We start from the raw sequence: 18,958 nt of genomic DNA, 5'->3' as shown, positions 1-18,958 counted from the left end.
ATTCGCTGGGATTATTAAGTGCCACAAGGGAACGTTAAAGACAGGCACAAAAAAAAGCCTTACAACGATTTTTGAAATGTAATCGCAGCAAAGCTTACAAGATATGTACTATTTTTTAAGTCGAAGTGCCAAAAACGTTCCCTTGTGGCATCATTGGTTCGTCCAATTACGATTTTAATTATAACATCACTCTTGTTATTTACCACCATTAAACTCATCTTTTCGTCTTGATATTCCAAATATCTTGACGATCCGATAAACTGAACGCCGTGACACATTGCATCGCAGCGCAATCGTTTCCACAGGCAAAGCGGTCTTTTGGTATAGCTCTGCAACTTTTTCCTTAACGCTGCCCCTTAATGGCGGCCGGCCAATTATTTTACCTTCTAACTTAGCTTGCGCCATTGCTTCCCGCGTCCTTGCCCGTATCGTGTTAACTTCAAATTCACTGAACACTCCCAAGAGTTGCATCATCATAATGCCACTAACAGTTGATGTATCAACATTCTCGCTTAAGCTCATAAAGTTGACACCTGCCTGCTTTAAATCTTCCAGCACGTTCAAGATTGTGCTCATTTTTCTAGCAAATCTATCAAGTTTGTAAACCACAAAAGTCACTTGATAGCCCTTTGCCGCCAGTGTTTTAGCTTTACTGAGCGCCTTTAAAAACTCTGGGCGGTCATCCTTTCTTCCGCTAAGTGTCTCACCATAAATGTAGTCAACTCCGCGTTCTTTGAGTTTTCGCTTTTGAATGTCATATCCCAATTTTTGCCGATCTTCACTAATCGAGACACGGATATAACCAACACTAATTGCTTTAATTTTCTTCCTGTCCTGTTCTAGATTCATCATCTATCATCTTCCTTTCGTATACATATATCTGACAGAACCCAGAAGGTAATTATTTCAAATGTTGTTTATGTTGTCATTTTAAATACGGTTATTTTGGTAACAAATCATAGTAGTTACTCCTTACCTCCTTATCACTTTTCGAAACTTATTTGGTATTAAACATTTTTTGTCAGCCGACGTTGCAAAGAACATGATAACTTTCAGCAAAAACTGACGGTTAGATTAACGGTGACCATTTAAGCCTAGTTAAGGGGTAAGAATACTTTGTTCCCCCCGAAGTCTCAAAAGTTTACGATAAATCGACCCAAAACAAAAAACGCCCAATCCCTTTAACATCAAAGGATTGAACGTTTTTGGCCTCTTCTAAGTGTCAAAGATTTGCACCCACAACGCCACAACCTACGCATCGTTTGGCTAGGCACGGCATTCATTGACCTTAATCATCAAACTTAAACAAATCTGTCGACAGATACCGTTCGCCGTTATCCGGTGCAACGGTTGCGACGCTCTTGCCTTTGCCGAGTTTCTTGGCAATTTCAATGGCGCCGAAAATGTTGGCACCGGCTGAAATACCTGGCAGGAAGCCTTCTTCATGGCTGACGTGGCGCGCCATGTCGATGGCCTGATCGCTTGTCACTTCGACGATGTCTTGATAGAGGTTCGTATCCAAGACATCTGGGATGAAGCCGGCTGAAATGCCTTGGATTTTGTGCTTGCCGCCATGGCCTTCTTTGAGCATTGGGGACTCGGCTGCTTCCAAAGCGTAAATCTGGACGTTTGGATTGATTTTCCGCAAAGCACGGCCGACACCGGTTAACGTGCCGCCTGTCCCAACACCCGCGACAAACGCATCCGGCGTGCCGCCATCAAATGACCGGATGATTTCCTGTCCGGTAGTGCGTTCGTGTACGTCTGGATTGGCGGGATTCTGGAATTGCATCGGCAGGAAGTAGCCATTTTCTTTGCTGAGTGCTTCGGCTTTTTTGATCGCACCCGGCATGCCATCTGCGCCTGGGGTCAAAATCAATTCTGCCCCATAGCCGCGCATCAACGCCCGGCGCTCGACACTCATGGTTTCTGGCATCGTGATGATCAGATGATACCCCTTAGCTGCCGCAACCAAAGCAAGGCCAATACCTGTGTTACCAGAAGTCGGTTCGACAATTGTGCCGCCTGGCTTCAAAACACCTTTGTATTCAGCATCTTCAATCATTGCCAGCGCGATCCGATCCTTCACGGAACCACCGGGATTGAAGAATTCAAGCTTTACATAAACATCAGCTGCGCCTTCAGGTACAACGCGATTTAACTTGAGTAACGGGGTGTTGCCAATCAAACCTGTAATATTATCTGCTGCTGTGACCATATTAAAGCCTCCATATTGTGAGCGTGAACCGGCGCGGTCAGGAGCCGGAGTGTAAGTGGCCTTGGGCGTGATGGCCCGGGCTTAGGCCATTGCGACCAAGGTCCTTACATGCAGGCTCCTGCGCCGGTGAACGCGTTAATGTGAGCGTGAACCGCCGCGGTTAGGACAGTTCACGCGTTATCATATCGGCATTGAACGATCTTCGTTACGATGGTCGGCAACATGCCGAATCCAATTGTCAAAAATCGTTCGCTGCGTTTTCTTCCAATTAAACTTCGGATGATCATAATCGTTTTTGTGATGGTAATAGTGTTTAGCGCGCGCGTAGTCGATCTCGGGATGCGCGGCGATTTCGCGGTGATATTCCGCATCCAGTCCCCACCGATCGTACTCGATATGCGAAAAGACAAAGGTTTGGGTGTTGGTTGGTTCCGTCACCATAAACAATTTGCCTTTTGTCGTGGTCGCATTAATCGTTAATCGCGGATCGGTACGAATATCGCGAACATCCATCTCGGCATAACGCGCATGTGGTGCCTTGAATCCATCTTTTAAGCCTTGCAGAAGCGGATGTGGTTCCAGAATCGTTTGTGGGTAAACGCCGAACAATTTGTGGGGAAGAATAAGCTTACTGACACCAAAAAAATAATTCAGTGCTACCATGCCGCCCCAGCAAAGATAGAGTTGATTCGGTACATGTTGCCCCAACGTTTTCAAAAGCGTCCGTACCTCGGCAATGTAATGCACTTGATCGAACTCTAAGGTTTCAATCGGCGAACCCGTGATGATGAACCCATCCATTGTCGCCGCTTCGTGAATATCCAGTGGATCTAAAATCGAACTGACCGCCTCTGGCACATCACGTCCTGCGTAATGGGTCATGGGGTAATAAAAATGCAATTCAACCGGAATCTCAGTGCGCGTCAAGACGTGTTGCAGCCGAGTTTTGGTATCGGCCTTATCATGCATGACGTTTAAAATACCGATCTTGAGTGGCGATTTTGTCAAGATTCACCTCCTATCTCATGATAGTAACGACTCAACCTTAAAAGAAGCTTTGCGCATGACCGCGGACTAAACTGTCGCGCGTCGTCACTTGCCCGGACACATCAGGGGGATACCCTGATCAGTCACACCGTGCCAACATCGATTAAATGCAATGAGGTTTTTCATAGTATCCTCCCTTTCAGTACTTATATACTAACTAAATGTAAGGCTAATAACAACCTTTTGCGCTAACATATTCGTAAATTCTTTTTATTCGATTAGTTGACGATCTTAAGCAAAAAAGCCTGATGGCATCGGCTTTGATGCATCAAGCTTTCTATTAATATATTGATTTTCTGCTATAGCGATTGAAATACCAGTCCATTTACGCGTGCGTGACAACCGCCGGCTCGCCAAACACCGTTTCGCGAATATCATCAACCGGCATCTGCAGTCCGGTCCATAGATGGAAAGCGGCTGCCCCCTGATTGATTAACATATTGATGCCGTTGTAGACGTGCTTGACGCCTGCCTGCTTCGCGATTTGCATGAGTTTGGTCTCACGTGGTGCATAAACCGTATCAAACACGATCGTCTCTGGCATGAACCATTCGCCATCAGGAACATTGCTAACGTGCTCCAGCGGCTTCATTCCGGCTGGCGTTGCATCAACGTAAATCGCTGAATCGGCGATGCTGGCTTTTAACGCGGCTTGATCATCAAGCGCAAATAACATCGCGTGCCCATGCGTCTGGTCATTGATAATCGCAACGTTGCGCTGAGCATTTTGCCACGAAGCATCGCGGCGATTGAAAATGTTGATTTGACTGACACCGTCTAAGGCTGCCTGAATCGCAATAGCTGTTCCCGCACCACCAGCACCGGCTAGCGTCATTTTTTCACCGCGAATATCCAACCCGTCATGGCGCAAAGCTTCCATAAAGCCCGTCCCATCAGTGATATGGCCGATCAACACGCCATGGTCATTGACGATGGTATTCACTGCACCGATCAACTTCGCAGCAGGTGAAAGTTTGTCCAATAACGGTATCGCCTTTTGCTTATTGGGCATCGACAGATTACCGCCTAAAAAATGCAGACTGCGCATGGCTTGCAAGGCGTGGGCAAGCTCTGGAGCATCAACGTCAAAAGACAGATACGCGTCGTTGAGCCTTAATTTTTCAAATGTTGCATTGTACATCGCTGGTGATAACGAGTGCCCGGCAGGATGGGCGAATAGTCCTGCCAACGCTGTATGACCATCGATTTCATCTTTTAATGACATCCCGAAGCCTCCATATTTAGTGTGCCCGTGCAACTTCTAGCACTCTTTTTTCCTGCGCTTTCACAATCAACGCTAAACCAATGCCGATGATTGTAATCCCAATGTTCAAAAGAATAATCATCCGCGGCGCCGCATCCCCAAAGGCCTTGGTCAAACCAGCTGCTGCGGAAAGCACGGCGTAATTGGCAATGCTTGAGGCAATCATGACCAGTGACGTTGCGGTTCCCTTGTGGCTAGGAAAGAAATTGATGGTGGTTGAAGTCGCAAGTTGCAAGACGCCGCCAGCTGCAGCGTAGCCGATCACGAAACTGCCAATGTACAGAATCGTTGGCGTTTGGACAAAATAGCATAAGACAAGCATCACCACGGCAATTGCCGGATAGAGGATCAAAACCGTGCTTTCCTTCAGGCCGGATTTAATTAAGCGGGCGGTCAACAACACGGCGATGCCAGCGCCAACTGCATATAACGATTGCAGCGTTGCCGGATTTTTGACGCCATACGCCAGACCCAGTTCCTGATTGCAGTTTAACCAAACCATGAACGTGGTCGAGCTGGTGAAGCCAATTAAAATGGCCGCTACCGAGCCTAGTGAGAAATGCATTTTTTCAGGCGAACCGGTGGAACTAAGCTGTGGCTTCTCGCGCTTGGGAAACGGGAAGACAATGATGGCAAGCGCATCTGCCGCTAATGCCACCCCGCAGATGATGAAGATCGTTCGAAAAGAAAGTCCTGCGGCAGCCACCCCACCAATAAAGAATGGCAAAACAAACTGGGCAACCACGACTGCAAACTTAGTCAACAAATTCGCAATCGAAGCGGACTCGGGAAACATCTCCATGAGACTCGGCGAAACACAAGTATCCAGAAACGAGTTTGCCATCCCATTAAGAATGCCGATGAGATAAGCTGCCCAGAACTGGTGCACCATGATGATGCCCACAAAGAAAACGACATACAACGCAATGCCAATCGTTCCGGAAACTTTCCGGCCAAAATGATCTGACACCGGCCCGGCAAATGGATAGGCAATCAGGCGGCCTAATCCAAACGCCGCAATTACGGAGACCACCATACTGACATCAATCGTGCCATTGCTCAATTGCTGGGCACCCCAGTTAGCCGCGAACTGCGCCTTATACTGACTCAGGATAGACGAGGCGATGCCCAACATCGCGTAGGAAAAGTAGAGTGCTAGTGCACCTGGCAAAAAATGATTATGTTTGGTTTTCATCGTTCAACTTGCCTCCGTTATGCTGCCTTACTGCCCAGCTTCAAACGCTTGATAAGCTTTCACTGGCATATCCTGCCCCGTCCATAATTTGTACCCGGCAGCACCTTGCCAGAGCAACATGCCTTTACCCGGCGCAACTTTGGCACCAATTTTTTCTGCGTCCTCGATCAATTTGGTTTTCAATGGATTGTAAACCGTGTCGGCAACAACCAAATCTTGACGGAGAAAATCGGGATTAACCAGGGACTCGCCGTCGTTAGGTTTCATGCCGACTGTGGTTGCATTGACGAGGATATCCGCGGCGGCAATGGCTGCTTTGAGCTTATCGGCAGCTTCCAAATGCTCAATCACCACCTCCACATCCGGCGCGGCCTTGGCTAACTTTTTGGCAGTTGCTTCCGCGCGCGGATAAAACTCATCTTGCCGGTTAAAAATGGTTACCTGACGTGCACCATCTAAAGCCGCCTGCACTTGAATCGCCGTCGCAGCACCACCTGCGCCCAAAACAACCAAACGCTTATCTTTAATTGCCACGCCTTGTTCTTTTAAGTTACGGACAAACCCAATGCCATCCGTAATGTGGCCAATCAATTTGCCATGATCATTCACCACGACATTGACCGCACCGATAATCTTGGCGGCCGGCGAAAGTTCGTCCATTAAGGTTGCCGCGACATTCTTACACGGCATGGTGATATTGGCGCCGCGCATTTTGAACAAGCGCATCGCATCCAGTGCTTGGGGCATTTGGTCTTTTTTGACATCAAACGCAAGATAAGCTGCATCGATTTTTTGTTTTTGAAAACTAAAGTTATACATCGCCGGTGAGCCAGAATGGCCAACCGGACTGCCAAGCAAACACAACAAACCAGTCGTTCCTGAAATCCAAGTTTCCATTATCAATGCCTCCACTAAGTTCATAATTTCACGAATGTTTTCAAAAGAAGAACCTGATCGGCTGTGCGATCAAGTTACTTCCGTGCCATCACGCTTACTTTTTAGCTTGATGGGCTTTAATAGCATATTCCCGGCGACCGCCTGGCTTGGGGATCATATCCTGCATCATGATACCAAGGCCGCCATCGACCCGCAGTTCGCCGCCATTTGTGTAATCTGAGCGTTCACTGCTCAGATACAGTACGGCGTTTGTGATATCGTCCAGATCGCCGATTCGCCGACTGGCAACCAGCCGTTCGCGGCCATCCAACACTTTCGGATCCTTGTAAAAGTCAGCGGACATCGGCGTCTTCACCAGACATGGCATGACGCAATTGCTGCGAATGCCGAACTGGCCCCACTCTGCCGCCATTTGCTTGGATAGCATGTTAACCGCAGCCTTGGTGGTACTGTATGCACCGCTGTATGTCTCAGGGAAAACCGCCGCGACAGTCGAAATATGCACCATCGTTCCATGATGTTGGGCAATCATCTGGCGCCCGAATCGTTGCGACATCAGAAAATAGCCCGTCAAGTTAATGTTCAATGCCGTCTTCCATTCGTCTAAACGTAAGTCTTCAAATGGGGCAAATCGTAAAATTGCGGCTGTATTCACGAGAATGTCGACCTGTCCAAACTTTGCAACAACGGCTTTTACTGCGTTATCAACTTCATCTTCGTTCGTGGTATCAGTCGCTAGTGGCAACGTCTGAACCCCGTACTTTTCACTTAAAGCTTTAGCAGCAGTTTCAGTGGCTTCTTTCTTAATATCCACCAAAACAACATTGGCACCGTGTTCGGCAAATGCCTCGCAAAAACGGGTGCCCATGCCGCCAACTGCACCGGTCACGACCACAACTTTATCTTTTAAACCTAGCCAATCTGCCATGAAAAATTTCCTCCTTAACGCTGTGAAACCAACCAGAACCGAAACGCCTCTGCATTGGGCTTTAAAACTTACGATCTTTCATTCCGAGTAGTTAACCTACCAGTTCTAATGAGTGGCCACAGCTGGTTTTAAAATCTCCGGCCAAACTGCTTGCAAAGTTTTAACGGTATTGTCGTACGTATACTTAGCAACCCAGTCGATCCCTTTGGCCATGTACTGATCAGAGATAACTTCAACGCCGATCACCTTTGGATCCACGCCAGCATCTTTGATCATTTTGATGAATTTTTCCGTGCGGTCTTCAAACCCAGTTCCCGGGGCGAGGCGGTCATGCATCGACTCGTCGCGTAAAATGCTCTTGGCATACGGACGTTTGTAAGCATCATCAAGCTGAATCGAGATGACACGTTTGGCCTGTTCCTTGGTTAGCAGATCAAATGGCTGATCGGCCCGTACCCAGTGCCACATGTCCAGAAGCATCATGATATTTGGCGCCCCGGCCCCTTGAAGGATGGCCCAAGTCTTCTTTAAATCAGGCATGCCACTATATGGCATCGGCTCAAGTGCAATGATAAGGTCGCCAGCGAGTGCCGCGCGATGAGCCAACTGTTGAAGTTTCTTCGCTGTAAAATCAACCGGATAACTTTCCATCAAACCGGTATTGATATGTTCAACGCCAAACAAGTGGCACATGTGGAAACACGTTTGTTCTTTATATTTTTGTTCATAAGACCGCGGTTCTTCACACCATTGAACGATGTATTCCACCTCTGTGCACTTGATGTGATAGCGGTCTAAAATGTCGAGAATATCCTGATCGGTTAAGCCTTCATTCAACGCGTCAACGTAAGTCTCAGCCCGTAAGCCGATCCCGTCGTAGCCTGCATTTGCGGCAGCTTTGACGCGATCTTCAAAAGTGCATTGGTCGCCTAATGTCCATGAGCTGACTGTAATCGGATGTGCAAGTGTCATGATAATGCCTCCCAAAATCGTTTGTGATTATTTTTTCAATCTTGTTTACAAATTAAATTGTATGCGGTTGCACAAGCGACTTCTAATTCATTATAATGGGGGCGTCTATAGCTGGAAGCTATTGTTCGCTTTGTAGACACTCTGGAGGCAAATCATGAACCTTTTTCACTTGCGCTATTTCGTCACACTGGCTAAGTTACAGAATTACACCCAGGCAGCGCGCCAATTAAACATTACCCAGCCCAGTCTTAGCAACGCCATTCACAGGCTCGAAGATGAGCTTGGCCTTGCTTTGTTTGTCCGGCAAGGGCGCAATATTGTCTTAACCCCTGAAGGCCGTGAGTTCAGGCGGATCGTTGAGCATTCGCTTACCATTCTTGACAGCGGCATTGAACAGCTGCAGCATCAAAACACGGAGCAAACGGTCATTAAGTTAGCTGCCTTACGCACCCTAAGCACACGCTGGGTTCCCGGCATTGTTCGCAGTTTTCTACAACAAAGTCACGATGACGTCCGCTTTGAATTCACGAACGAAAATGGTTTATCGCCACAGATTATTCAAGGATTGCGGTCTAAAAATTATGATATTTGCTTTTGCTCAAAGGTTGACGAACAAGAGGATATTGCTTACTTTCCGATTGCATCGCAAGAACTCGTTGTCATCACGCCACTGGATCATCCTTTAGCGACTCGTCAGCGCATTGAGCTCAGTGAAACGCTCGCCTTCGACCAGGTTACTTTCTCGAAAAGAAGCGGTCTGGCACCGATTATTCGCCAACTTTTTGCCGAATGTGGCGGCCAGCCTCACAGCGTGTATGCGATTGAAGAAGACGAAGCAGTGGCTGGTCTGGTCGCCAACGGGTTTGGCATTGCGCTGGTGCCTAATATGCCAATCCTTAAAACCCTGCCAGTCAAAATCATTCCGCTTAGTTTTCCTACTTGGCAGCGGATATTCTACATGGCTACTTTAAAAGACCATTATCAGTCCCCTGCTGCGACTGACTTTATTGATTTTGTTCACGCGCATCACGCCGACATTCATCAATAATAGCTGCTGGTCAAGCTACCATTGCCCAATAGCAATGGGCTCCTTACCCATCTGGCAATAAACACTTACAATTTGTTATCTACACATGCCAAAACTGTACTGCTGTTTTAAAATAGAAGTGTTAAAGTTCTCGACGCATTCATCTAGGGAGGTCGCTTATATGCGTACACAAACTCAGTCATCTGTCTTAAAGCTGGCGGCGGTTGGGGCCGTTGCGGGCTTAGTATCAGGGCTTGTCAAGTTGGGTTGGGAAAATATTTTACCGCCGCGAACACCGGAACGTGATGCCACCAATCCGCCGCAACAATTTTTGCAGCAGCACGGCCTCACCCCGGCGGAAACCCACGCCACTTACACTTATTCCGGCCATCAGATTCCTTGGGTTAGTCTTTTGGTTCACTTTGGCTTTTCGTCAAGCCTCGGTGCGCTTTATGCTGTTGCCGGTCATTATGTTCCGTTGTTTAAATTGGGTTATGGCAGCATGTGGGGACTTGGCGTGTGGGCCGGTGCTCATCTTTGGGCGATGCCTGCGCTGAAAATCGTACCGCCTGCTAAAGATCAACCGGCGGAAGAACATTTGTCCGAAGCTGTTGGGCACATGGTTTGGAATACGGTTAACCAAATCGTGATCAGTGATATGTTGCGGGAAAAGCATGATTAAAAGCGACTGCTAATATCCGAAGAATGCAGTCGTACATGTTTCGTGTCAGTTATCCACGAAAGAAGGTTTGCGGATGCAAAAAAAGCCGACTGCACAACAAACAAAGTGGCCTGAACGCATCAGTTACGGCCTGAGCGACGCGGCTGATAATCTGGTCTTTCAGGTGATGACAACCTATCTACTGTATTTCTACACGGACATTTACGGATTGAGTGCCGGCGCGGTCGCCTTGCTGTTCCTGATCGCCCGCGTTGCCGATGTTTTCGAAAGTCCGGTGGTCGGTTTGATGATCGACCACACCCACTCGCGCTTTGGTAAAAGCCGGCCGTTCTTCCTTTGGTACGCACTGCCTTATGCCGTTTTTGCGGTGCTCACCTTCGTCACCCCAAACTGGTCGGCTAATGGTAAGCTGCTTTGGGCGTATGCGACGTACCTCCTCTTGGGATTCCTCTACACCGCAGTTAACCTGCCAATCACCTCGGTTCTGCCGACGCTAACCCAAAATCAACAGGAGCTGACTTTGCTCGGGGTTATCCGCCAGTTCTTCGGCAGTTCCGTTCAGATTATTGTAGCCGTGTTCACCTTACCGCTAGTGGCATTTTTCGGCCGCGGCAATGATCAGCACGGCTTTCTTTTAACCATGGCTTTGTTTGCCGGCATTTCATTACTATTAATTCTCAACACCTTTGTGCATATTCGTGAGCGCTTTACCCAGAAAAAAATCGCCCATCAACCTTTTCGCGTGGTTGCCAAAATCGCGGTTCGTAACAAGCCGTGGCTGATTCTGTCAGGCGTCATTTTCACGTACTGGCTGCTGACGGCGATCAAGAACCAGACGACGGTTTACTATTTCAAATACACGTTGCACAATCAGAATCTGGTTTCCTGGGCCAATAGTTTTACGTTTTCATCATTGATCGGCGTCTTACTGATTATTAGCATTGCCGGACATTATGGGAACAAGCACACGATGCGCCTGGGGATGCTGATTGGCTTGGCCGGACAATTAGTCATTGCCGGGGGCGTGTACCTGCGCCAGCTGTGGTTGCTATTTTTCGGCATTCTGGTCAACAGCATCGGTCAAGGCATGATCGTCGGCTTGGTTTCCATTATGTTAGCCGACACCATTCGCTACGGTATCACCCTCGGCGCCCAAGCTGAAGGCTTCTTCGCCTCAAGCAACGACTTTGGTGTCAACCTCGGTCTCGGCATCGGCGGCCTCGTCACCGCTGGCTTGTTCGACCTCACCGGTTATGTTCCAAACACCAGCCAAAATGCCGCAACCCTTGGCATGATTGATTTGAATTATGTCTGGCTGCCCCTGTTGCTTTACGGCATCTTGCTGCTGCTCATTCACTTTTACCCTGAAAAGAAAATGTTGACCGCGATTCGCGAACATCATCTTTAGGTCAAAAAAGGATCTGCCACCCTCTTCGGTAGCAGATCCTTTTTCATATCGCAGTTTATTCCGTGGTTAACTCGTTGCGCCGGGCCAACATTGGCAAAACGAGTCCCAATGCCAAGAGCACCACCGGCGTAATCACATTGAGGCCCATTTGGAACCACCATGTGCCGGGATCGCTTAGATAGCTGATTTTCGGCAGCATCCCCAGTAAGCAGGCAAATGCGGTGAAGAAGAAACACCAGCCGCCAATGAGCATGCCCGCGTGTTTGTTTTTCACTAACATGTAGTCTGCTTGGAACTTCTCAAGATGGCGATTAAGCAGGTAATACGCCAAGAAGACCCAGAGATAACGTAGTGGCATCACGACCGAGTTCAGGTTCAGCAGCCATTTGTATAACTCATTCATGTTGCCGATACCCAACGCCGGCACAATAATCAGAATGCTGACCAGAATCCCGGTCATCCAGTAACCGTTAATCGGCGTGCCTTTTTTGTTGATCCGCCGTAGTTTTTTAGGAATAAAATGCGGATCGGCGTCACTCAGCAGGATTTTCAGTGGGGCATCAATTGAGAAGGCCAAAGCTGAAATCGAAGCAAGCGCATTGGCGATGGCGTAGAGAATGACAAAGATATTACCCAGGTGGTAATAGTTGCCAAGCATCGCAAACGCAGTGTATGGGCCATTAGACATGAGATCGGTTGGAATATGGTGACTGTTAAACAACATGCCCATGCCAAAAGATCCCAGCAAGGCACAGAACGCAACCATGCCGGCAAGGACCAACATCCCCAACGGAAATTCTTTGGAAGCATGTTTGGTGTTGTTGACGTATGGCGAAATTTTTTCCGCCCCGCCAACCGCAAAGACCAGCATGGAAATCGTGGTGAAGTAATTTAAATCAAATTTCGGTAAGTAAGTGTGCAAATCGCCCATGTCCGGCGTGGCCACATGGACGCCTTTGACCATCAAAGGTGCTGTGACCGCCAAGATGATGAACAGGATCGACATCAAGAACATCGCGGTGCCGGCCATGCTACCGATACGATTCAGGGTCGTCAGGCCGCGTGATGACAGCCATAAGAAAAGTAAGAACAGCGCAAGACAGATCAACGACACGGTCATCGACGATACGGTGTTGACAAAGTTACCATTGCCTTTGAAAAGCCAGCTGAGCGCAATCAAAATCGCTTGCGGCTTCTGGGCCAGGTACGGAATATGCACCACCCAGTAGGTCCATGCAGCGTAATAAGCCAGCCGCACACTGCCGGTTTCCTTAATCCAGGAACTAACGCCGCCCGCCTGATCCTTAAAGGTTGAACCAAGCTGGCCGACGATCAAGGCATATGGCACGAAGTAAATCAGCATAATCAGAATCCAGCTGGTCACAACGGACAGGCCTTGTTGTGCATAGTTGTTAAACACATTGCCCAGGCCCCAGACCGAGACGAACGCAATCAAAGCCACGTTATACCAGCGCAGTTGTTTCTTAGTGTCTGCCACGAATATCCCTCCAAACAAATCCCGCCTTTGGAAAAACAGGAATTTGTTCTCCAGTGTACCGGTTTAGCAGCCCCTATTTCCCGTGAAAATGTATAGATATGGATTAGATTTTTCTAAAAAGGCAGTTGCTTTTTCGCCATGGACTGGCTCCAAAGCGTATAAAAAATTTAGTCTATACGCTTCTTGCCGTGCCAAACTCCGCAATCTCCGGCCAGAGGGGGCTGGAACGTGGTGGGCGCGACTTTGAGCCTCTGCAAAACCCGCAGAGTCTCAAAGATCGGCCTTGTACTACGCCGGGAAGACCGCCCGACTAGTACAATTTTCTACCAGAAGTCAAGTCTCATTCATTAGGTTTTTCAGTGTTCTTGCGGTTTTCTTGTGGCGTATCGATAACGCCATGATCTAAAAATTTGAGTACACTAAACTAAGCCTTCGGTATTTCATTTTTTGACGGAGGTTGTTAGAATAAGTGTTGAATCAGATGTTGCCTATCGGCCTTTAGTTGCGATGCGATAGACATAGGTCTGATTGTTAATAACTAAACTGTAGAGTGTCCTGATGAGACGTGAAACAGATGCAATGGCAATCTTCTTGGTTCCGACCGCCGAAGAAGATTGCTTTTTCTTTTTGTAATAATCAACGATATGGTTGGGTTTGTTGGATCTGGCCGCAGAGGAAACCATGCAATTGATCACGCGATAGAGAATCTTACGAGCGTATGGATTACCGCGCTTTGAGATATGATCGCTTGCCGTATAGTCACCTGATTCATAATGACGAAGATCAATGCCTACGTAAGCATTAACCTGATTGCTTTTCTTGAAACGGGTTAAATCGCCAAGTTCTGCTAACAAAGTTACGGCGGAGGTTACCCCAATGCCAGGTAAGGATTCAAAGATTTTTAGCTCGGGTAGCGGAATAGCTAGAGAGCACATTTCCTTAATCAAATGTTTACGCCGTGCTGAGAGCCTGATTAGCTCACCCGCAATGTATTGAACCTGTTCTAACTCAACTGGTACTGCCGAGACGGCTGGAGCGGCCGTCAGTGCTACTTTGCCAAGCTTGTCCGCAATTGATTTCGCCCGTTGTTCGGATGTCGGGTACGGCGTTAGATGCCGCAGTGTTTCCACAAAAGCATCGAAGTTCTGACGAGACTTTAACAATATCTGTGGATGTGGGAATGTTTGGACAAGCCGCCAATAGAAAATACCATCAGTCGTTCCTGTAACGTGTTCCAACTCGGGAAAAGTTAACTGCAGGTATCGATGTAGGCGATTTTTGTTCGTCACTAAATCCTGAACTGCCTCTTGATAAGTGCGATCTAAGTCTTTCAAGGCCATGTACACTGGATCCTCGACAAACGATTTACTACGATTCAAGATCAACTGACTTTGTGAGAGGCCGAGTGCATCCATGCGATCAGTCTTTCTCCCGTGAAGTCCCTTGATCATTGATAAATCATGCTTGGCTTGAAGCGGATTAAGCTGCATGTAGGGAACTGCATGTATCTCCAGAAAATGCTTGAGTCGCCGCGAGTAGACACCGGTCGCTTCAAAGACCACTTCAGGGATCTGTTCAGTATCCTGATCTGAGTATTGATGGATTAACTTAAGCAACTTGTCAAAACCCAGTAAATCATTAGTAATGGTGCAAGAATCGACTTCTCGTTGTGGTTCCGCCACAACCGAAACAGAAGTCTGTTTAGAACTCACATCCAGACCAATTGCAATACGCATGTAATTACCACCCTTCAAATTTTTGGATCCTGGTCATCTACTTTTCAATACACGGCGTCAAAGCGCCCATTAGACTGCGACCAGACTCTCAGGATCAATGAAGCCCGCCAATTTCACCCACGGCATTAAATGCCAAGTTGTAATCTACGGCGTTGGCTTCACGCTCACTCTAACAAAAAAGTGATAGATATTGATCTGGCCTGATCAATATCTATCAACTAAGTTAGTCTATTTCACCACTGAGCCCCCTCTGGCCTACGATTGCTCCGCTTTGGCACTACTATCTTAAACGCCCTACCAAGTCACTTTTACGGAAACAAAAAAACAAGCACACCTCCAAAAACCTCTTGGAAATATACTTGTCTCTATGACTGAAACAGCGAATTGTAACGTTATCCTGTGTATAGTTGTTTCCAGTCATCATTCGCGAATTAAATTCACTTAACCGCCTTAGCAACCGCCCCATTAACTGCTTGTTGCTCGGCCTGAATCAAATCAACCCGGCTGGCGATGACGCTGGTGTCCATCGTGATTTCACGAGTTAACCCTGGCGTCGGTAGTTTAGGCTCGAAGAATGCTTTGAATTCGTCAAGCCGGTTTGCGGTTCGGAAGATGCCGGCAATTACGGTGATATAGGTGGTAAATTCCATGTCGCCGCCGACCGTCTTTTCCAGCCATGACCATTCTTTGCGAATCCAGTCCCATGCAGCTTGTTCGCCGACATGGTTGTTCAATACGCCGCGGAACCATGAGCGTAAATCCTGAGGCTTGATTGTATCGGCATTTTCGAACTGATCAACAATTTTCCCGATCAAGGCCTTATCCGGCGTACTGGTTAAGGCAGCGAGAATGTCTGCCTTATAACTTGAATCCGTGGTCTGCTTGTAGGCCGTCAACAACTGATCGAACAAGGCGGCGCTGCCAAAGTTTTTCACTTCGTTTTGCAGCACAAACATCCGCACGTCTGCTGGCAACTGCAACAATTTATCCTTGTTAGCCGTGAAAAGGTCGTGACCTTGCGCAATAGCCGTAGCGTTTTTAGCATAAAGTGCCATGCTTAGCACATATGGCCGCGTCAACTGATCATCATTGGTTTCGTTTGGCTTAGGCAACCAGCCGAGACGCTTAAATTGGCCTGCGCTGAGCTGATCGAAGAATGCTTTCAGCTGGGCTTCATCTGAGGAATCAGGTGTCACAAATTGCTTCAAATCATTGGCAACCCGATACAAGGCATTGATGACAATCGCGCTGTGACTTTCGGCAAAACGCGGTAACAACGGCACAATATTAGCGTATGAATTTTGCCGTCCTTCTGCCAACAGCCGCAAATCTTGCAGGATCTGACGCTGATCAATCGCATTCAGCTGGTCAAGGTGATCCAGAATATCAGTTAACAGCGTTTGATCATATTGCACGATGAAATGGGAGTTGTTGCCTACGTTAACCCGGAATGGCTCGCCGCTATCTTGACGCAACTGTGCATAGTCGCCCAATGTCGCTTGCTTATCAGCAAAAATCTGTGGTGCGACTGCATAGTTACTGTTCAACGGAATCTGCCATTGACGGCCGACGTCTTTGCCTGCACCGATGAAGAACTGTTGTTGCGACAGGGTCAGCTTGCCATCCACCACCGCGGCAGTTACAACCGGATAACCCGGCTGTTCCAGCCACGACTGCATGATTTTACCAACGTCAAGATGGGAAGCCTGACCCAATGCTGCCCACAAATCGGCGCCCGCGGCATTACCAAACTTGTGGGCTTCAAAGTAAGCCTTCAAACCGGCGCGCAAGGCATCGTCGCCAATTAACGCACGAACCATCACCAGCATCCGTGCCCCTTTTGCGTAAACAATCGCGCTGTCGAAAAGCGAATCGATTTCAGCCGGATCTTCAACCTGCACATGAACCGACTGCACACCATCCGTGGCATCACGCTGCAACGCCATCGGGACTTCCAGCGTTTGGAAAGCTTCCCAGATGTGCCAATCCGGTTGCAACGCGTCCACTGCAACATATTCCATCATGTTGGCGAAGCTTTCGTTCAACCAGAGATCGTCCCACCACTTCATGGTTACAAGGTCACCGAACCATTGATGCGCTAACTCATGAGCAATGACCGTGGCAACGCGCTCTTTGGTCTCCAGCGACGTGTTGTCCGGATCGATCGTCAGCAGCGCTTCCCGATACGTCACCAGGCCCCAGTTCTCCATGGCACCGGCAGAAAAGTCCGGCAATGCCAGCTGCCAAGAGTGCGGTAACGGATAAGGCGTCTGGTAAAAGTCTTCGTAAAATTCAATCGAACGCTTGGCAATATCTAACGCAAAGTCCAGTTCGTTAGGCTTGTGCGCTTTCGTGGCAAAAACGCCGATTTTAACGCCGCTCTTCGTCGTGGTCTGCTTACTTTGCAACTCGCCAAACGCAAACGCAATCAGATAGGTCGACATCCGCACCGTGGTATCAAAATAATGAACGCCATTGATTTCACGCACTTCCGGCATATTACTAATCACCGTCTCGCCCGGACGTTCATCAAACTTAATCGCCAAATCAAATGTTGCTTTGGCTTCAGGTTCATCAACACTCGGAAAAGCCTGCCGCGCCGCCGTGGTTTCAAACTGGGTCCCGATGATTTGCTTCTTGACGCCGTCCACTTCGTAGTAAGACGGGTAAATGCCCATCATGGTATCCGTCAACGGCGCCGTGTAGGTAATCGTCAACTTCACATCGCCTGCTTTTGGCAACGTGATCCGCACGGCCTCGGCAGGATCATCGGTTGTAAACGGGACTGCTTGGTTGTTCGCCTCAACGGATTCAACCTTCAAATACTTTTGATGGACCGCAATGTTCGGCTGCTTCGCTTCACCGATAATCGAAGTCTTGCCGCTAATGGTCTTGGCCTCCCGGTTAATATCCAAATAGAGATCATAATGCGACGGTTGAAAAGTTTCATAGAAATGTGCTGCTTCGCTCATGACTTTCCTCCTCAAATTGTTAGATTACGCTCATTATACGCCAAGTGTAGGAATCTAATCAGTGAAAAGTCCGGTTTAACCAAAGCCTGTGGTACATGTCACCGTTTTAGCGCATCGTTTTTCATTGAACAGGACGTCACCTATCAGTTTGAATGCGACCACAATGAGCCAATTTAAAATAACGAGATTTCCAGCTCGTAGATAACATATACCTCTTATTTTGAAACTTGTAGTTTTCTTGTCCTGATGGGAATTGAAGTCACAAAACCAATTGTTGACCAAATAACAATATCGGCTCTATAATGTAACCGAATACAAAGCGATCGTATAAGCAACTTTTCGCCTAACAACCTTTGACAAGCACCTACTTTCGCGGGGTGATTCAAATGAATAACGATGACGTATTCCAAAAGCGCTACAAACGCGATTTAAGATTTTATATTTTTTGGAACACCGGATATTTACTCTTAAACGGGTTTGAACTCACCGATAAACCACTAATCCTCAATATAATTGTCGTGGTAATCATCCCATTATTCATTATGGGATATTTGATCTACGAATATTTCAAACTAAAAGTCAAACGACCAGCAAAACTGAGCCTTTTGATCTTTGCGGTACTGGGTCTCCTTTTGGTACTACTTGTGTTTCTTAAAATCGTCAAGCTATGATAAATCCGACCGTATCGCAACATTGCTGACATGTAGGATTTAAAACAGCGGGGTGATTCAAATGAATAACGAGGACGTCTTTAAAAAACGTTACAAGCACTTCCTTACTTTTTTAACTTTTTGGATCGCCGGATACTTCACGCTGGATTCATTGTTTTCTGGTTTGCCTCTGCCCCTCACCGTGTTTTCTTCTACCGTTGTGCCGATCAGCTTTTTGAGCTATTTGGTTTATGATTATTTCAAACTAAAAGTCAAAAGACCGGCCTCACTCATTTTTTTAGTCGTGATGCTAGCAGCGTTCATCTTTGCAATCCTTCTATTTCTCAAGATCGTGGTGCTTTTCTAAATTCCAATGTACCGTATACCAGAAATTTGGAATTGCACGAACGGTCAGCCCAAACTACTATTAAGGCCAACCACCTTTTTCCGAATGAAGTGGTTGG

Annotated in this window: 14 protein-coding genes; 3 read left to right on the top strand and 11 right to left on the bottom strand. The window is 47.6% G+C overall.

The window, feature by feature from the left end:
* Nucleotides 1-195 precede the first annotated feature (195 nt).
* From LHUE1_RS07910 to LHUE1_RS07875, 8 genes are all read right to left on the bottom strand, one after another.
* Complete coding sequence (locus LHUE1_RS07910; RefSeq protein ID WP_049169702.1) at nucleotides 196-852, bottom strand: recombinase family protein; 657 nt, start codon at nucleotides 850-852, stop codon at nucleotides 196-198.
* Between the two features lie 436 nt (nucleotides 853-1,288).
* The gene (gene cysK / locus LHUE1_RS07905; RefSeq protein ID WP_010493076.1) at nucleotides 1,289-2,218 is read right to left on the bottom strand and encodes a cysteine synthase A; all 930 of its coding nucleotides are present in this window, start codon (nucleotides 2,216-2,218) and stop codon (nucleotides 1,289-1,291) included.
* A 180-nt stretch (nucleotides 2,219-2,398) separates the two neighbouring features.
* A complete protein-coding gene (locus LHUE1_RS07900; protein ID WP_049169415.1) occupies nucleotides 2,399-3,226 on the bottom strand; it encodes a homoserine O-succinyltransferase in 828 nt (275 codons plus the stop codon).
* A gap of 364 nt (nucleotides 3,227-3,590) precedes the next feature.
* Nucleotides 3,591-4,490, bottom strand: a complete 900-nt coding sequence (locus tag LHUE1_RS07895; RefSeq protein ID WP_049169414.1) for a shikimate dehydrogenase — start codon at nucleotides 4,488-4,490, stop codon at nucleotides 3,591-3,593.
* A 16-nt stretch (nucleotides 4,491-4,506) separates the two neighbouring features.
* On the bottom strand, nucleotides 4,507-5,724 hold the full coding sequence (locus LHUE1_RS07890) for an MFS transporter (protein WP_049169413.1): 1,218 nt from the start codon (nucleotides 5,722-5,724) through the stop codon (nucleotides 4,507-4,509).
* A gap of 27 nt (nucleotides 5,725-5,751) precedes the next feature.
* Entirely contained in the window at nucleotides 5,752-6,621 is an 870-nt protein-coding gene (aroE, locus tag LHUE1_RS07885) for a shikimate dehydrogenase (RefSeq protein ID WP_049169412.1), read from the bottom strand.
* A 94-nt stretch (nucleotides 6,622-6,715) separates the two neighbouring features.
* Complete coding sequence (locus tag LHUE1_RS07880; RefSeq protein ID WP_217774598.1) at nucleotides 6,716-7,549, bottom strand: SDR family NAD(P)-dependent oxidoreductase; 834 nt, start codon at nucleotides 7,547-7,549, stop codon at nucleotides 6,716-6,718.
* 105 nt (nucleotides 7,550-7,654) lie between these two features.
* Entirely contained in the window at nucleotides 7,655-8,521 is an 867-nt protein-coding gene (locus tag LHUE1_RS07875; protein ID WP_213291579.1) for a sugar phosphate isomerase/epimerase family protein, read from the bottom strand.
* A 154-nt stretch (nucleotides 8,522-8,675) separates the two neighbouring features.
* Here LHUE1_RS07875 and LHUE1_RS07870 point away from each other — a divergent pair, with 154 nt between their 5' ends.
* The 3 genes from LHUE1_RS07870 (at nucleotide 8,676) to LHUE1_RS07860 (ending at nucleotide 11,638) form a co-directional block, all read left to right on the top strand.
* A complete protein-coding gene (locus tag LHUE1_RS07870) occupies nucleotides 8,676-9,569 on the top strand; it encodes a LysR family transcriptional regulator (protein WP_213291580.1) in 894 nt (297 codons plus the stop codon).
* A 160-nt stretch (nucleotides 9,570-9,729) separates the two neighbouring features.
* On the top strand, nucleotides 9,730-10,230 hold the full coding sequence (locus LHUE1_RS07865; RefSeq protein ID WP_039639621.1) for a DUF1440 domain-containing protein: 501 nt from the start codon (nucleotides 9,730-9,732) through the stop codon (nucleotides 10,228-10,230).
* A gap of 73 nt (nucleotides 10,231-10,303) precedes the next feature.
* Nucleotides 10,304-11,638 (top strand): MFS transporter, encoded by a 1,335-nt coding sequence (locus LHUE1_RS07860; protein ID WP_049169408.1) that lies wholly within the window; start codon nucleotides 10,304-10,306, stop codon nucleotides 11,636-11,638.
* A 55-nt stretch (nucleotides 11,639-11,693) separates the two neighbouring features.
* Here the strand turns inward: LHUE1_RS07860 and LHUE1_RS07855 are convergent, their stop codons facing one another.
* The 3 genes from LHUE1_RS07855 to LHUE1_RS07840 form a co-directional block, all read right to left on the bottom strand.
* Complete coding sequence (locus LHUE1_RS07855; protein WP_049169407.1) at nucleotides 11,694-13,136, bottom strand: amino acid permease; 1,443 nt, start codon at nucleotides 13,134-13,136, stop codon at nucleotides 11,694-11,696.
* Between the two features lie 488 nt (nucleotides 13,137-13,624).
* A complete protein-coding gene (locus LHUE1_RS07845) occupies nucleotides 13,625-14,872 on the bottom strand; it encodes an IS110 family RNA-guided transposase (protein ID WP_049170424.1) in 1,248 nt (415 codons plus the stop codon).
* A 437-nt stretch (nucleotides 14,873-15,309) separates the two neighbouring features.
* Nucleotides 15,310-17,844 carry a M1 family metallopeptidase gene (locus tag LHUE1_RS07840; protein ID WP_217774600.1) on the bottom strand — a complete coding sequence of 845 codons (2,535 nt, stop codon included), beginning with the start codon at nucleotides 17,842-17,844 and terminating at the stop codon, nucleotides 15,310-15,312.
* Between the last annotated feature and the right edge of the window lie 1,114 nt (nucleotides 17,845-18,958).

Source organism: Lacticaseibacillus huelsenbergensis (genome assembly GCF_029726355.1).
GTDB lineage: Bacteria > Bacillota > Bacilli > Lactobacillales > Lactobacillaceae > Lacticaseibacillus > Lacticaseibacillus casei.
The sequence above is the reverse complement of the archived record's forward strand: the minus strand, read 5'-3'. Positions and strand labels throughout refer to the sequence as shown.